The 14,186-nt window shown below is 63.3% G+C and carries 12 protein-coding genes; all 12 read right to left on the bottom strand.

Features of this window, described 5'->3' with window-relative positions; all coding sequences use genetic code 11:
• Positions 1–13 precede the first annotated feature (13 nt).
• On the bottom strand, positions 14–1,603 hold the full coding sequence (locus tag CO655_RS16165) for a peptidoglycan DD-metalloendopeptidase family protein (protein WP_097665446.1): 1,590 nt from the start codon (positions 1,601–1,603) through the stop codon (positions 14–16).
• A 139-nt stretch (positions 1,604–1,742) separates the two neighbouring features.
• A complete protein-coding gene (locus CO655_RS16160) occupies positions 1,743–2,396 on the bottom strand; it encodes a protein-L-isoaspartate(D-aspartate) O-methyltransferase (protein WP_097665445.1) in 654 nt (217 codons plus the stop codon).
• Positions 2,393–3,166 (bottom strand): 5'/3'-nucleotidase SurE, encoded by a 774-nt coding sequence (surE, locus tag CO655_RS16155; RefSeq protein ID WP_017964058.1) that lies wholly within the window; start codon positions 3,164–3,166, stop codon positions 2,393–2,395. The genes CO655_RS16160 and surE overlap by 4 nt, the downstream gene beginning before the upstream one ends.
• A gap of 4 nt (positions 3,167–3,170) precedes the next feature.
• Complete coding sequence (serS, locus tag CO655_RS16150; RefSeq protein WP_097607038.1) at positions 3,171–4,454, bottom strand: serine--tRNA ligase; 1,284 nt, start codon at positions 4,452–4,454, stop codon at positions 3,171–3,173.
• A gap of 99 nt (positions 4,455–4,553) precedes the next feature.
• A complete protein-coding gene (tatC, locus tag CO655_RS16145) occupies positions 4,554–5,381 on the bottom strand; it encodes a twin-arginine translocase subunit TatC (RefSeq protein WP_038688492.1) in 828 nt (275 codons plus the stop codon).
• A complete protein-coding gene (tatB, locus tag CO655_RS16140) occupies positions 5,378–5,995 on the bottom strand; it encodes a Sec-independent protein translocase protein TatB (protein WP_097665444.1) in 618 nt (205 codons plus the stop codon). Before tatB ends, tatC begins: the two co-directional genes overlap by 4 nt.
• 51 nt (positions 5,996–6,046) lie before the next feature.
• Complete coding sequence (locus CO655_RS16135) at positions 6,047–6,238, bottom strand: twin-arginine translocase TatA/TatE family subunit (RefSeq protein WP_097607036.1); 192 nt, start codon at positions 6,236–6,238, stop codon at positions 6,047–6,049.
• Between the two features lie 182 nt (positions 6,239–6,420).
• A complete protein-coding gene (gene scpB / locus CO655_RS16130; RefSeq protein WP_097607035.1) occupies positions 6,421–7,125 on the bottom strand; it encodes an SMC-Scp complex subunit ScpB in 705 nt (234 codons plus the stop codon).
• A complete protein-coding gene (locus CO655_RS16125; RefSeq protein WP_097579086.1) occupies positions 7,122–7,979 on the bottom strand; it encodes a ScpA family protein in 858 nt (285 codons plus the stop codon). The genes scpB and CO655_RS16125 overlap by 4 nt, the downstream gene beginning before the upstream one ends.
• A gap of 18 nt (positions 7,980–7,997) precedes the next feature.
• Entirely contained in the window at positions 7,998–9,011 is a 1,014-nt protein-coding gene (nagZ, locus tag CO655_RS16120; RefSeq protein ID WP_097665507.1) for a beta-N-acetylhexosaminidase, read from the bottom strand.
• Between the two features lie 110 nt (positions 9,012–9,121).
• Complete coding sequence (locus CO655_RS16115; protein ID WP_097665443.1) at positions 9,122–12,319, bottom strand: SPOR domain-containing protein; 3,198 nt, start codon at positions 12,317–12,319, stop codon at positions 9,122–9,124.
• Positions 12,320–12,380: 61 nt separating this feature from the next.
• Complete coding sequence (gene argS, locus CO655_RS16110) at positions 12,381–14,138, bottom strand: arginine--tRNA ligase (RefSeq protein ID WP_097579084.1); 1,758 nt, start codon at positions 14,136–14,138, stop codon at positions 12,381–12,383.
• Between the last annotated feature and the right edge of the window lie 48 nt (positions 14,139–14,186).

Below are 14,186 nucleotides of genomic sequence, written 5' to 3'. Positions count from 1 at the left end.
TGGTACGCTCTACCTATTCCAGGAAAGTCATCGGGTTGACCGGGGACGCGTCCTTGCGCACCTCGAAATGGACCTGCGGCTGCTTGACGTCGCCGCTCATGCCGGAGACGGCGACGGTCTGACCACGCTGGATCTTCTGGCCGCGGGCAACGCTCAGCGTGTCGGCATTGCCATAGACAGTGACGGTGCCGTCGTCGTGACGGACGAGAACCGTGTTACCGAGTTCCTTCAGGCCGTTGCCGGCATAGATGACGACGCCGTTTTCGGCGGCCTTGATCGGCGTGCCCTGCGGGACCGAGATATCGATGCCGTCGTTGCGGTTGCCGTTGACGTTGGCGCCATAGGCGGCAATGACCTGGCCGCGGACCGGCCAGCGGTATTTGCCGATGCCGGTCGATTCCGGCGCGTCGGAGCTGACGTCGGCCTTCTTCTCGACCTCGTCGACGGTCTGGGTGGCGACCGGCGCCTTATAGGGCGCGGGCTGGACGGAAGCCGTCTGCTGGGCAGGCGCCGGATCAGCCGGCTTCGACTCGACCTTTTCGGCCGGGATCGAGGCGGTCTTGATCGTGTCGGCTCTGCCGTTCGGGACCTTCAGGGCCTGGCCGACACGCAGCGAGCTCGCCGAAAGATTGTTGGCCGCCTTGAGATCGTCGATATTGGCGCCGGTCGCCTTGGCGATCTTTGCCAGCGAATCGCCCTGCTTGACGACATAGGTGCCGGCAGGCGCCTTCGGGTCCTTGCCGGCGCCGGCCGGAAGCTTGCCGGTTGGATCGGCGCTCGCCATCGTCTTGTCGCGGGCGGAATTGGCGCCCGGGACGACCGCGACCTTCTGTTCAGGCGCCTTGGCCGGCCCCGGCATATTGCCGGGTTTGGAAAGGTCGGCTGCCTGCGAAGCTGCCTTGGCGGCATTGCCGCCATTGAACGTCGGGATCAGGATCGCCTGACCGGGTTGGGCGGCAGAGGCCGTCTTCAGATTATTGACGCGCAGGATTTCCTTTTCCGGAACACCGAAACGTCTGGACAGCGTGGCGATGTTTTCGCCCGGACGCAGCGTCACGGAAGGCGCATTGGTCGCCGACCAGCCGGAAACCTTCGGCGTCGTGCCTGTTGTCAGCGAATCGGGCGTCGCCTTGGGTGCTGCCGGTGCCACGAGCCGCGGCTTTTCAGCCTGCGGCGAAGCCGGGAACGGCTGGGCGAGCGCCACTTGCTTTTCCCGCTGCCGGGACGGTGCGGCAGCCGTCGGCGCCGCAAGCTCGGAACGCTGTATCGCGACCGGCGAGGAAGCCAGGCGTGCGCTCGATGGACGGACCGGCTCGTAGCCCGGGTTCGCCGGATAGGGCTGGTTCAGCGCATTGTTGCCGCCGTAACCGGACTGGCTGGCAACGGCCGTACCGCTAAGATCGGCGCGCGGCACCGGATCGCCCTGGACGCCGCCCCTGCGCGGAATGGAACTTGTGGTGATCTGATCCTGCCCGGAGGAGGAAAACAAACCGCCAAACCGTGTCACATCGGAACTGCAGCCCGTTGCGGCACTCGCCAGCAGGCCCACAACCAGAAGATTACCGGCCGACTTACCGAACTTCGGCGAAAGACTGAAACGCATTGACTCGACCCACTGAGAACGCAACCATTTGTGAGTCTATTAAAACGCGTTAGTATTACCACGCGGTTAAGATGCTGGAATCAGTGCGATATTTTTGAGAAGTTGATAACCATAGCTTACGGGTGAAAAATCGCAGTGCCTACAGCAGCGAGGCAAGACGCGGAACGATCGGCAGATAAGGGGCTTCGAACAGTTCCTCGCGTTCGAAACGACTGCCGGTTTTCGTCAGCCGCACCATGCGACATTCGTTCTCGGAAATCATCAGCGGCGCGATCATCGAGCCGCCGGAAACGAGCTGGTCTGTATAAAAACGCGGCATCGCATTGAAGGCCGCCGTCACCAGGATACGATCGAACGTGCCCTCGCCCTGCATGCCGGCGCTGCCGTCGGCCTGGCGGATGACGACGTTGCGCAGGCCAAGCGATTCCATGCGCCGCTGTGCAGCCGTCGTCAGCGTCTTGTAGCGATCGATCGACAGAACGCGTTCGGCCAGGCGGCCCATGACCGCAGCAGTGAAGCCGCTGCCGGTGCCGATTTCCAGAACACGCTGTCCCGGTTTGAGCCTGAGGTGATGGAGGATGCGGACGACAAAATCGATGCCTTCGAGGAAGGAGCCGCATTCGATCGGAATCGTCCGGCTCGAATAGGCGTCGTCGGCAAATTGCGCCGGCACGAACAGCGAGCGCTGCGTCTGCTCGACCGCCGTCAGCAGATCGAGGTCGGAGATGCCTTCGGCACGCAGTCTGAGGACGAGCGCCGCAAAGCCCTCCTTCTCCGCCAGTCTTGCCGTCAAACCTGTGCTCCGTATCCCAGGGCCCGCGCCACGCGGTCCGTTACGGAATAATCGGTCAGATCCAGTTTCAAAGGCGTTACCGAAATCTTGTTATGCTTGAGGGCGTGAATATCGGTGCCTTCGATGAAGGCGCCGGCGCGTTCGCCGAACTTCAGCCAGTAATAGGGAAAGCCCCGACCATCGGAGCGGGCATCGACCTGCAGATTGAAAGCGAGCTTGCCCTGCATGGTCACCTCCGCGCCATCGACCTCGTCGGGACGGCAGTTCGGGAAGTTGAGATTGAGGAACGTGCCCTCCGGCAGGTCCAGAACCATCAGCTTTTCCAGAAGAGCCGGCGCATGCGTCTCGCAGACCTCCCAGGGCACGATGCGCGCGCCATCCTCATAGAGATAGGCCTGGCTCAGCGCGAAGGAGCGCACGCCTTGCATAGTGCCCTCGATGGCGCCGGCGATCGTGCCGGAATAGGTCACGTCGTCGGCGACATTCGAGCCCGAATTGACGCCGGAGAGAACGAGGTCTGGCTTGATGTCCATCACCTGCCGGATGCCCATGATGACGCAATCGGTCGGCGTGCCGCGCAAGGCGAAATGCTTGTCGGAGATTTTGCGCAGCCGCAGAGGTTCCGACAGGCTCAGCGAATGGGCAAGACCGCTCTGGTCCGTCTCAGGCGCCACGATCCAGACATCGTCCGACAGCGTGCGGGCGATCCGCTCCAGCGCGGCCAAGCCTTCCGCGTGAATGCCGTCGTCATTCGTAAGCAGGATGCGCATCGCCTCAGGCCGCCCGTTCGATCTTGGTCAATCCGCCCATATAAGGCAGCAAAACGTCCGGAATCGTGACCGAACCATCCTCGTTCAAATAATTTTCAAGCACGGCGATCAGGCAGCGTCCGACGGCGGTGCCGGAGCCGTTCAGCGTGTGGACGAACCTGTTGCTCTTGTCGTCCTTGCCGCGATAGCGCGCATTCATGCGGCGGGCCTGGAAATCGCCGCAGACCGAGCAGGAGGAGATTTCCCGGAAGGCATTCTGCCCGGGCAGCCAGACTTCGAGATCGTAGGTCTTGCGCGAGCCGAAGCCCATGTCACCGGTGCAAAGCGTCATGGTGCGAAAATGCAGGCCGAGCCGCTTCAGCACTTCTTCGGCGCAGGCGGTCATCCTTTCATGCTCGGCAATGGCGCTCTCGGCATCGGTGATCGAGACGAGCTCGCATTTCCAGAACTGGTGCTGGCGCAGCATGCCGCGGGTGTCGCGGCCGGCCGAGCCCGCCTCCGAACGGAAGGACGGCGTCAACGCGGTAAAGCGAAGCGGCAGCTTTTCCTGGTCGAGGATTTCCTCGCGCACCAGATTGGTCAGCGTCACCTCGGCCGTGGGAATGAGATAGCGGCCATCCGTCGTCTTGAAGAGATCCTCTTCGAACTTCGGCAGATTGCCGGTGCCGTACAACGCTTCAGCCCGCACCATCAGCGGCGAGCTGACTTCGGTATAACCGTGCTCGCGGGTGTGGAGATCGATCATGAACTGGCCGAGCGCGCGCTCGAGCCTGGCGAGCGGCCCGGTCAGCACCGTGAAGCGCGAGCCGGAGAGTTTGGCGGCGCGCTCGAAATCCATATAGCCGAGCGCCTCGCCGATTTCGAAGTGCTCCTTCGGCGTGTGGTTCCAGCGCGGCTTTTCGCCGACGGTGCGGGTGATGACATTGTCATGCTCGTCCTTGCCGACCGGGACATCGTCGAAGGGTATGTTGGGGATGCGCGAGAGCGCGTCGTTGAGCTCGGCCGTAAGCTGCCGGTCCTCTTCCTCGACCATCGGCAGCAAGGTCTTCAGCTCAGCGACCTCGGCCTTCAGCTTCTCGGCGAGTTCGCCGTTCTTCTGGGACAGCGCCGCACCGATCTCCTTGGAGGCGAGATTGCGGCGGGACAGCAGGTCCTGCGCCTTCTGCACGGCGGAGCGGCGCTTTTCATCGAGGGCAATGAGGCTTTGGGCAAGAGGCTCCGCACCGCGCTTGGCAAGGGCGGCATCGAGCGCTTCGGCATTCTCACGGATCCATTTGATATCGAGCATCGTCGTTCCAGGTCGTTGCAACAGAAGTGACCCGGCCAAAGCCTGATCGGGCTTCGACCGGATGGGACGGCGCTCATGAAGGGATTGCCGGATTGCCGCTCAGACGCTGTCCGTCTTGGCAACGTCTGCGGATCCGGTTTCCTTCTCGACCGCCTGCCGGGCACGCTGGCGCTCCACGAGTCGCGCCGCATAGATGGCAATCTCGTAGAGAAGGATCGCCGGTATCGCAAGGCCGATCTGGGATAAGGGGTCCGGCGGCGTCAGCACGGCAGCGACGACAAAGGCCAGCACGATGGCGAATTTACGCTTTTCGGCGAGCCATTCCGACGTCAGCAGGCCGACACGGGCAAGCAATGTCGTGACAACGGGCAGCTGGAAGACGAGGCCGAAGGAGAAGACCAGCGTCATGATCAGACTCAGATATTCCGAAACCTTCGGCAGAAGCGAGATTGCGACCTCGTCGTGGCCCGGCGCCTGCTGCATCGACAGGAAGAACCACATGACCATCGGCGTGAAGAAAAAATAGACCAGCGCGGCGCCCAAGAGGAACAGAAGTGGGGAAGCGATCAGGAACGGCAGGAAGGCCGCCCGTTCATTCTTATAGAGGCCTGGCGCTACAAACTTGTAGATCTGGGCGGCGATGATCGGAAAAGCGATGACAAGGCCACCGAACATGGCGACCTTGACCTGCGTGAAGAAGAATTCCTGCGGCGCCGTGTAGATGAGCTGCGCCTTCTCGACATCGAGGTTGGCCCAGCTGACGGCGAGCTTATAGGGATAGACCAGGTAGTTGAAGATGTGCTTGGCGAAAAAGAAGCACACGACGAAGGCGATGAAGAACGCGCCGATCGACCACATCAGCCGCGTGCGCAGTTCCATCAGGTGCTCGATTAACGGCTGCGGCTTGTCTTCGATATCACCGCTCATGCCTCGTCCTTCTTCTCAGTCTGCGCCGGCGTTTTCGGCGTTGCGGGCTTCCTGGCTGCCGTCGCGCGCTTCGGCTTTTCGACCGGCGCGGCAATGGCGGCGACCGCATCAGCTTTGTCAGCGGCCTTGACGCGCGGCTTGCGCGGAGCCTTCGGCTTGGCGGCAATCGTATCGGCCTGGACGGCCGCGGCGGCGACGGGTTCCGGCGCCGGTACGGGTGCCGGCATTAGCGGCGGCGTTTCCGGCAGGCTCATCGACGGCGTCGGGGCGGATACGGCTGCCGGCGGCACTTCGGTCTTATTCTCAGAGGGCGTGCTTGCTTTCTGCAGGTCGGCCTTGATCTCGTTGCCCATCTGACGAAGCGGGTTCATGGCCTCGCGCAGACTGTTGACCGGATTGAGCTTCTGGGCGTCGGTGATCGTCTGGCGGACATCGTCGAGCTCGGCCTCACGCAGCGCTTCGTCGAACTGCGCGCGGAACTCACCGGCTACCTTGCGGGCGCGCTGCGTCATCTTGCCGAAAGCGCGCAGCATCGGCGGCAAATCCTTGGGACCGACAACGACGATCAGCACGACCGCGATGACCAAAAGCTCGGTCCAGCCAATATCGAACATGCAAGGCTCCTGGACGGGAAGCGCGGGGGCTGCGCTTTTTCCCGGACTTGGTTACTTCGTTTCGTCGGCCTTGTGATCGACGGTCTTTGCCGATTCCGGCGCATCTTCGTCGGTCATGCCCTTCTTGAAGCTCTTGATGCCCTTGGCGACATCGCCCATCAGTTCCGGAATCTTGCCGCGACCGAACAACAACAGCACGATGACCAGAACGATCAGCCAGTGCCACATGCTTAAAGAACCCATTACCTTAACTCCCTGTTGCGATGTTCCCTCGATGTAAGGATTTCCCACACCGTTTCCAACATCAAGCCCTTCGAACTGAGCTTAATGTCACGGTATCGCCCTTTGTGACAAGCCACAGACCCGCCGAAAAATGGTGAGCACCATTGTTTTCGTCATGCATGGCAAAAGCAAGACGAAGTCCTTCAATCTTCGGAGGTAGAGCGCGGGGCGAGCAACCCAAGTTCTTCGAGATCCATCTGGGTAATGGGGTCTTCGTCCTCGCTCAGCTCGTCGTTCATCAATGGCGAGGGAATATTGAAATTCGCCGGAATCCGGCCCGACAGCAGGCCTGCTCCCTTCAATTCTTCGAGACCGGGCAGATCGCGCAATTCCTCGAGGCCGAAATGGTCGAGAAAATCCCGCGTCGTGCCCAATGTCACCGGCCGGCCCGGCGTGCGCCGGCGGCCGCGAAACCGCACCCAGCCGGCTTCCATCAGCACGTCGAGCGTGCCGCGCGAGGTCTGTACGCCGCGGATATCCTCGATTTCGGCGCGCGTTACCGGCTGGTGATAGGCGATGATCGACAGCACTTCCAGCGCGGCGCGTGACAGCTTCTTCACCTCATTGTCATCGCGGCGGATGACGAAGGAGAGATCGGCGGCGGTGCGGAAGGCCCAGGCGCCCTCCACCTGCACGAGGTTGACGCCCCGCGGCGCATATTGTTCCTTCAGGCGCAGCATGATCGCGCGAACGTCGGCATCCCTGGGGAGGCGCTCGGCGAGGAAACCTTCGGGCACCGGCTGCGAGGAGGCAAAGACCAGGGCCTCGGCAATGCGCTCGGCCTCGATCTCGGCCTGCAGGTCGCGACCTTGGTCCTCGTAATCCTCTTCGCTCTTCAGATCGATCAAGCCGGCCGCTCCTGTTCCACCACTTGCAGCGTCGCATGTTTCGGGCCGCGGCGCATATAGATCGGCTGGAAGGCGCCGTCCTGGCGGATTTCGAGCTTGCCCTCGCGAACCAGCTCCAGCGAGGCGGCAAAGGCGCTGGCGATGGCCGTGACGCGCTCCTCGGGCGCTGCGAGATAACGCAGCAGATAATGCTCCATCGCCGTCCAGTCCCCGACCTCGCCGATCATCTGGGTCAGCAGCTCGCGCGCGTCGGTCAGCGACCAGACATTGCGCCTCTCGATCGTCACCTGGGTAACGGCGTGGCGCTGGCGCAGCGCCGCATAGGCGGTCAGGAGATCGTAGAGGCTCGCCGCGTAAGCCGACTGCTGCCGATCGGGAATATGCTCGGGCGCGCCGCGCGCGAAGATATCGCGGCCGAGGCGGTTGCGGTTAACGAGGCCTTCGGCCGCCTGGCGCATGGCTTCGAGGCGTTTCAGGCGGAAGGCAAGCGTTGCCGCCATCTCCTCGCCCGAGGGCCCGTCATCCTTGACCTGTTGGGGAATGAGCAGCCGTGACTTCAAATAGGCAAGCCAGGCCGCCATGACGAGATAATCGGCGGCGAGCTCGATGCGGATCCGGCGGGCGCTTTCGACGAACTGCAGATATTGCTCGGCAAGCGCCAGCACCGAAATGCGCGACAGGTCGACCTTCTGGTTGCGGGCGAGATAGAGCAACAGGTCGAGCGGACCTTCGAAGCCGGCAACGTCGATCACCAACGCCGGCTCGTGGCTGGCGCGCTCGGCGCCGTTGTCCTGCCACAGCTTGTCCATCGGCGTTGCCGCCTGCGGACGTTCCGTGCCCTTGACCGTGTTCACCACCCTGCTCCTCTGCGATCACACGATCGCAAACATTGCCTCGAACTCCGCCCGCAGTTCGGCTTCGTCAACCGTATCCGGCGCGGCGAAGCCTGCTTCCACCGCCTTGGCGCGGGCAAGCGACACGCCGGCGAGCGGTGGAACATTTGCCACGACATCCACCATCTCGTCCATCTTGCCATTGCAATGCAGCACGATATCGCATCCGCCTGCAATGATATTCGCCGCACGTTCGCCGATCGTGCCCGAAAGAGCGTTCATCGAGCTATCGTCGGAAAGCAGCAGACCGCTAAAGCCGATATGCTCGCGGATAACGCCGTCGATCACCTTGCGCGAGGTCGTCGCCGGATTGTGCGGGTCGATGGCGGTGAAGACGACGTGACAGGTCATCGCCATCAGTTCGTCCTTCATCGCGACGAAGGGCGGGAAATCATGGGTTTCGAGCTCATCGCGCGAGACGGTGACGACGGGCAGCTCCAGATGGGAATCGGCAAAACCGCGGCCGTGGCCGGGCATATGCTTCATCACAGGCAGCAGGCCGCCGGCCTTCAGCCCTTCGGCAGCCGCCCGGCCCATGGCGATGACGGTCTCGGGATCGCCGCCATAGGCGCGGTCGCCGATGACATTGCTGCTGCCTTCGACCGGCACGTCGAGGACCGGCAGGCAATCGACATCGATACCAAGCCTCGAAAGGTCGAAGGCGTGCAGCCGCGACATCGCCCAGGCGGCGCGCAGCCCGAGCGCTGGGTCGCGGCGATAGAGATCACCGAGCGCCTCGCCCGAGGGATAGCGTGAGAGAATGGGGGGACGGATGCGCTGGACGCGGCCGCCCTCCTGGTCGATCAGCACCGGCGCATGCCAGCCGACGCTGTCGCGCAATTCGGCGACGAGCTCGGCAATCTGCGAGGCTTCGGAAATGTTGCGCCCGAAGAGAATGAAGCCCCAGGGCCGTTCGCCCCGAAAGAAGGCCTTCTCTTCGGATGTGAGGACAAGGCCGCTGCAGCCAAGGATCATCGCTTTTGATTCGGTCATATAGGAATCATAGACCGCCCCGGGCCAAATGCGAGCAAGCGCGGGCGCGATGCACAAAAAAGAGCGGCGGGCCGATCGGCCCGCCGCTCTCATAATTCCGTGACCTGATTTTACTTGGAGATCAGGCAGCTTCCGCCGGCTGCGCGATACTGTTCGCAAAGTGCTGCGGCCTCATCCTTGGAGCCGACCGGGATGCGAACACGGTAGAAAGTGCCCTTGCCGGCGATATCGGCCCTGCGGATTTCATGAGCGCGGCCACCCAGCACCCCGGCGAATTTCTTCGAGAGGTTGGCATAGGACTTGTTGGCCTCGTCCTCCGACGGCAGTGACGCGATTTGGAGGCCGTAGCCGCCGGGGGATGCGGCCTGCTGCGGCTGGGCGGCGGCCGGGGCGGCAGAAGCAACCTGCGTCGGCTTCGGCTGCTGCGCCGGCGTGCGGACATTGCCCTTTTCGGTGACGGTGCCGACGACATTGACCGGCTGATCGGCCGGGCGGGCAATCGGAACCGGGGCCGTATCGGCGATCGTCGTCGTCTTAACCGGCCGTACCGGCGCATCGGCCGAGGCGGGATTTGCCGTCTGCGCATCGGCAGTTACGGCAGGTGATCCTGGTGCCGGTGCGGGTTCGACCGGTGCTGCGGAACGCGCATCGGCGGAAGCAACCTCGGCGCTTGCCGGGAAACTTGCAGCCGTTCCGCTAACCGGCGGCACGGTTGGGGTCGACGGCGCGGACTGGGCCGTGACCGGCGGCTGGGCAGACGGCACCGGCTGGGCAGACGGCGTTGCCTGGGCAGACTGTGCCGACGGCTCCGGCTGATCGACGGGCGCAGCCTCCTCGCGGGCGACCAGGGTGCCGTCAGGCTTGACGATCATCGTGCGGACCTTGCGCGGCGAAACGGACGGCGTCTTGTCGGCGCCGCTTGCGGGCGTGTCCTCGGCGTTTGCCTGGTTCGGCAGCAGACGCGGATCCTCCGTCTCACCGACCGCGGTCGGCGTGACCTGATCGGCGGCGGCGGCGTTCTCGTCGTCCTCGGGCAGCGCTTCCGGTGTCAGTGTGCGCTGGACGACATCGACGGGCGCCTCGTCGGACGACACGAGCGCCTTCTGTTTCGGTTCCTCGGCGGAACCCGCGACACGGTCATAGACGGCCTTGTCCTGGTTGGGCACGGTCTTGCCGCCGGGATTTTCCGGAACGACCTTGACCGGCTCCTTGTCGGCGGTGATCACGCGCGGCTCGCCGGATGCGACAATGCCAAGCCCCTCGCCGTTCCAGACGGAGGAATAGACGCCATAACCGACGCCAGCGAAGACCACCAGCACGACAGCCCCGGCAAGCAGCCGGCGCATCGAGCGGGCGCGGCTGAAATCGGCGGCCTGGCTTGCCGATTCGATGTGGACCTCGGACGTCTGGCGGCGCTCGACCGGCTCGCGCACACTGCGGCGGAAATCCTCCTCCAGCGCCCGTTCGAAATCATCGAGGCCGTCGGCAATGGTCGGCTTGACCGGCTTGGCCGCGGCAGCGGTATCACGGGGCGGCGCCGGCATTTCCCGCGGCTTGGCCGGTTCGAAGAAGCTCGCGATCTCTGCGTCGAGATCGAAATCGAAATCCGCCGTTTTCGCCACCGGCGCGGGCTGCTCGACCGGCGGCAGCGCCGGCACGTGCATGTCGTCGACGGTCTCGGGACGTTCCTCCGGATCAGAGATCATCGCCGGATCGAAAGGCAGGTCTTCGGTCGATTCTGCGACGGGCACTTCTGGGGCGGGCGCTTCTGGGGCGGGTGTCCAGTTGAAAACAGGCGCAGGAGCTACGGCCGACGGTTCGGCCGCAAAGACCGGCGCGGACCGCGTGGGCGCGGTCGCCTGCTGGAGCGCAGCGGGTGCCGGCTGCGGCTTCGGCTGCGGTGCAGGCTCGGACGCCTCGGAAAAATCGAGATCGGCAAGTTCCAGCTCGATGCCGGCAAGATCCAGTTCGAAATCGTGGCCGGCAAAAGGATCGTCAGCCTCCGGCGCCCGGGCATATGCCGTTGCGGCAGGCTGGGGCGCGGTGACCTCGGCAGGCTGGGGCGCGACCGGCTTTACCGCTTCGGCGACATCGGCAGGAACCATTTCGACGGGAGCGGACAGGACCGGCGCAGCGACGACCGGCGCAGGCTGAACCGGTGCGGCGGCTACCGGGGCGGCCTCGGCGGCGGACTGCGGCGAGACAGGCGCCAGATTGGCGCGCTGCAATACCGGATGCGGCACCGGATAGCGCGAGACGTCGGCCAGCAGATCGTCGAGATCGAAAGTGCCGGCGGTGTGCGGAACTTCCGGTACGACTTCGGTCAGGGCGGCATCAGCCTGGATCTCGCCTTCCACAGCGGCAGCGAGATCGAAACCGACGTCGGAGCTGAACTCCTCCGGGCCTTCCTCGACGTCAAAGAACTCTTCGGCTTCGGCAGTCTCTTGCGGCGCACTTGCCTCATCATGACGATCGAGTTCGGCGGGAAACCCAAATGACGGCGAAGCGGAGACGAATTCCTCGGCGGGCTCAACAGCGGCGACGGGCGCCGACTGCTCGACCGCAGGCTGCGGCTCTACCGCCACAGGATCGGCGAGCGATGATTCAGCCACCGGTTCGTCGGCGACCTCTGCCACCGGCGCGGCGACGGTTTCGGCCGCCGGCTCGACCATATCCGCCGGCGGAGCAACCGGCTCCTCGCGTTTCGGAGCGTGGAAATTGGCAAGCGGCAGCCGGATGCTGGCGGCCGACCATTGCGGGGCTTTGGCAGACTGCGGCACGGAAGAGACGGGCGCCGCACCGATCGACAATTCGAGCTCTTCGATCAGATCGCGGGCGCCACCGAAGGCGGCTTGGATGGGCGCCTCGGAAACGGGATCGACGGAAAGCTGCTGCGGGCCGGCCGGCCAGTCCGCAGCGGCAACGTCCCAATTTCTTGCTGCAGGCTGCGCTGCTTCTTCAGCGGCGGCAGGAGCAACGGAGAGAGGCTCCGGAGCCTGCGGGCTTTCGACAGCAGGGGCGACATCGAGAACGGGCTCGACATAATCTTCGGGCGCAATGCCATCGGAAATCGGCTCGGCCGGATGGTCGAGCTCTGCGAGCGGACGCGGAGAGTCGTAACGGTCGAACTCGCGGCCGAGCTCATCCTCAAGATTGAAGGCGGGCTCGCGCCGTGCGGCTTCGCTCACCGTATTCGCTGCAACACGCGGTTCGAAGCCGACGATACGAGCAAGCTCGGCCAACGGATCGTCGTCAGCAAACAGATCGTCTTTTCCGCGCGTATCATACGCAAGTTGTTTCTCAGCCATGCCTATCCCACTCGCAAACGCCAACGCTCAAATGCCAGCGCATTGTGGGGAAATGGTGACGTTATCGCATTTCGTCAGGTGCGGCAGTGCCTGTAATGGCAAGTCCCGACTTCAAAACCGACGCGACGGCGTACACCAGCCCAAGTCTGGCAATACTTGATTCTCGGTTTTTATCATTAACAAATCGTAATTCCGTCTGATCTTTACCTTTGTTCCAGTGCGCGTGGAAGGAACTGGCGAGGTCGTAGAGGTAAAAAGCGATGCGATGCGGCTCCTGCGACTGGGCCGCCGCTTCGACGATACGCGGGAATTCGGCAAGCTTGGCGACGAGCTGCAATTCGGCCGGATCGCCAATGCCAGCAACGGCTTTCGCAAGATCGTCAGACGAAACATCGAGGCCGGGGAAAGCCTCCCTCGCCTGCCGGAAGACCGACATGCAGCGGGCGTGCGCATACTGCACGTAAAAAACAGGATTGTCCTTCGATTGCTCCGTCACTTTGGCGAAATCGAAGTCCAGCGGTTCGGAATTCTTGCGGTAAAGCATCATGAAGCGGACCGAATCACGGCCGACTTCCTCGACGACGTCCCGAAGCGTGACAAAATCGCCGGAGCGTTTCGACATCTTCACCGGTTCGCCGTTGCGATAGAGCTTGACGAGCTGGCAGAGCAGCACCGTCAGCTTCGCCTTGCCATCCGAAACGCCGCGCGCCACCGCCTCCAGGCGCTTGACATAGCCGCCATGGTCGGCGCCGAGCACATAGATCATCTCGTCGAAACCGCGATCGAACTTGTTCTTGAAGTAGGCGACGTCGGCGGCGAAATAGGTGTAGGAGCCGTCCGACTTGATCAGCGGCCGATCCATGTCGTCGCCCACCTCGGTCGAGCGGAACAGCGTCTGTTCGCGATCTTCCCAATCCTCGGGCAACTGGCCCTTCGGCGGCGGCAGAGTGCCCTTGTAGACGTAACCCTTGAAGGTCAGGTCGTTGATCGCCGTGCGGATCGCGGCCGCACCATTGGCATGCAAGGTGCGTTCGGAGAAGAAGATATCGTGATGGACGTTCAGCGCCGCCAGATCCTCCCGGATCATCACCATCATCGCGCTGATGGTGCGATCCTTGACGATCGGCATCCATTGCTCTTCCGGCATATTGTGCAGCCGCACGCCGTAATCGGCGGCAAGCGACTGGCCGACGGGGACGAGATAATCGCCGGGATAGAGACCCGAGGGGATTTCGCCGATCCGTTCCCCGAGCGCTTCGCGATAACGCAGGAAGACCGAGCGGGCGAGCACGTCGATCTGCGAGCCGGCGTCGTTGATGTAATATTCCTTCTCGACGCCGTAACCGGCAAAAGCGAGCAGGTTGGCGAGCGCGTCGCCGACAACGGCGCCGCGGCAATGGCCGACATGCATCGGGCCGGTCGGATTGGCCGAGACATATTCGACATTGACCTTGCGGCCTGCACCGAGGGTCGAGCGGCCGTAGTCGGTGCCGGAGGCGATCATCGAGGCGAGCAGCCGTTGCCAGTAGCCGACGGCGAGACGGATGTTGATGAAGCCGGGACCTGCGACCGAGACATCGGCGACGTCGGCATCCTCTTTGAGCTTGGCGATGATGACGTCGGCAAGCGCGCGAGGATTGGACCCGAGCGGCTTTGCCAGGACCATCGCGGCGTTGGTCGCAACATCGCCATGGCTCGCATCGCGCGGCGGCTCGACGGTGATGCGGCCGAAATCGAGCTCGGATCGCTTTTCCCTGACCAGATCGATCTGTTCAAGGGCGGTTTTGATCCTGGCTTCGAAGTCGGTAAAAAGGTTCATCGCACTCTTCCATGCATAGGCTGTGCCAAAGGCGCAAATCGGCCTTCG

The sequence above is a fragment of the Rhizobium sp. M1 genome (assembly GCF_002531805.1).
Taxonomy (GTDB): domain Bacteria; phylum Pseudomonadota; class Alphaproteobacteria; order Rhizobiales; family Rhizobiaceae; genus Rhizobium; species Rhizobium etli_C.
Note: the sequence above shows the minus strand (reverse complement) of the source record. Positions and strands in the feature narration are given on the sequence as shown.

Excerpts from the sequence above, each read along its gene's own strand:
- CO655_RS16165 (WP_097665446.1), bottom strand. The coding sequence starts at position 1,603 with ATGCGTTTCAGTCTTTCGCCGAAGTTCGGTAAGTCGGCCGGTAATCTT.
- surE (WP_017964058.1), bottom strand. The coding sequence starts at position 3,166 with ATGCGCATCCTGCTTACGAATGACGACGGCATTCACGCGGAAGGCTTG.
- serS (WP_097607038.1), bottom strand. The coding sequence starts at position 4,454 with ATGCTCGATATCAAATGGATCCGTGAGAATGCCGAAGCGCTCGATGCC.
- tatC (WP_038688492.1), bottom strand. The coding sequence starts at position 5,381 with ATGAGCGGTGATATCGAAGACAAGCCGCAGCCGTTAATCGAGCACCTG.
- tatB (WP_097665444.1), bottom strand. The coding sequence starts at position 5,995 with ATGTTCGATATTGGCTGGACCGAGCTTTTGGTCATCGCGGTCGTGCTG.
- CO655_RS16135 (WP_097607036.1), bottom strand. The coding sequence starts at position 6,238 with ATGGGTTCTTTAAGCATGTGGCACTGGCTGATCGTTCTGGTCATCGTG.
- nagZ (WP_097665507.1), bottom strand. The coding sequence starts at position 9,011 with ATGACCGAATCAAAAGCGATGATCCTTGGCTGCAGCGGCCTTGTCCTC.
- CO655_RS16115 (WP_097665443.1), bottom strand. The coding sequence starts at position 12,319 with ATGGCTGAGAAACAACTTGCGTATGATACGCGCGGAAAAGACGATCTG.
- argS (WP_097579084.1), bottom strand. The coding sequence starts at position 14,138 with ATGAACCTTTTTACCGACTTCGAAGCCAGGATCAAAACCGCCCTTGAA.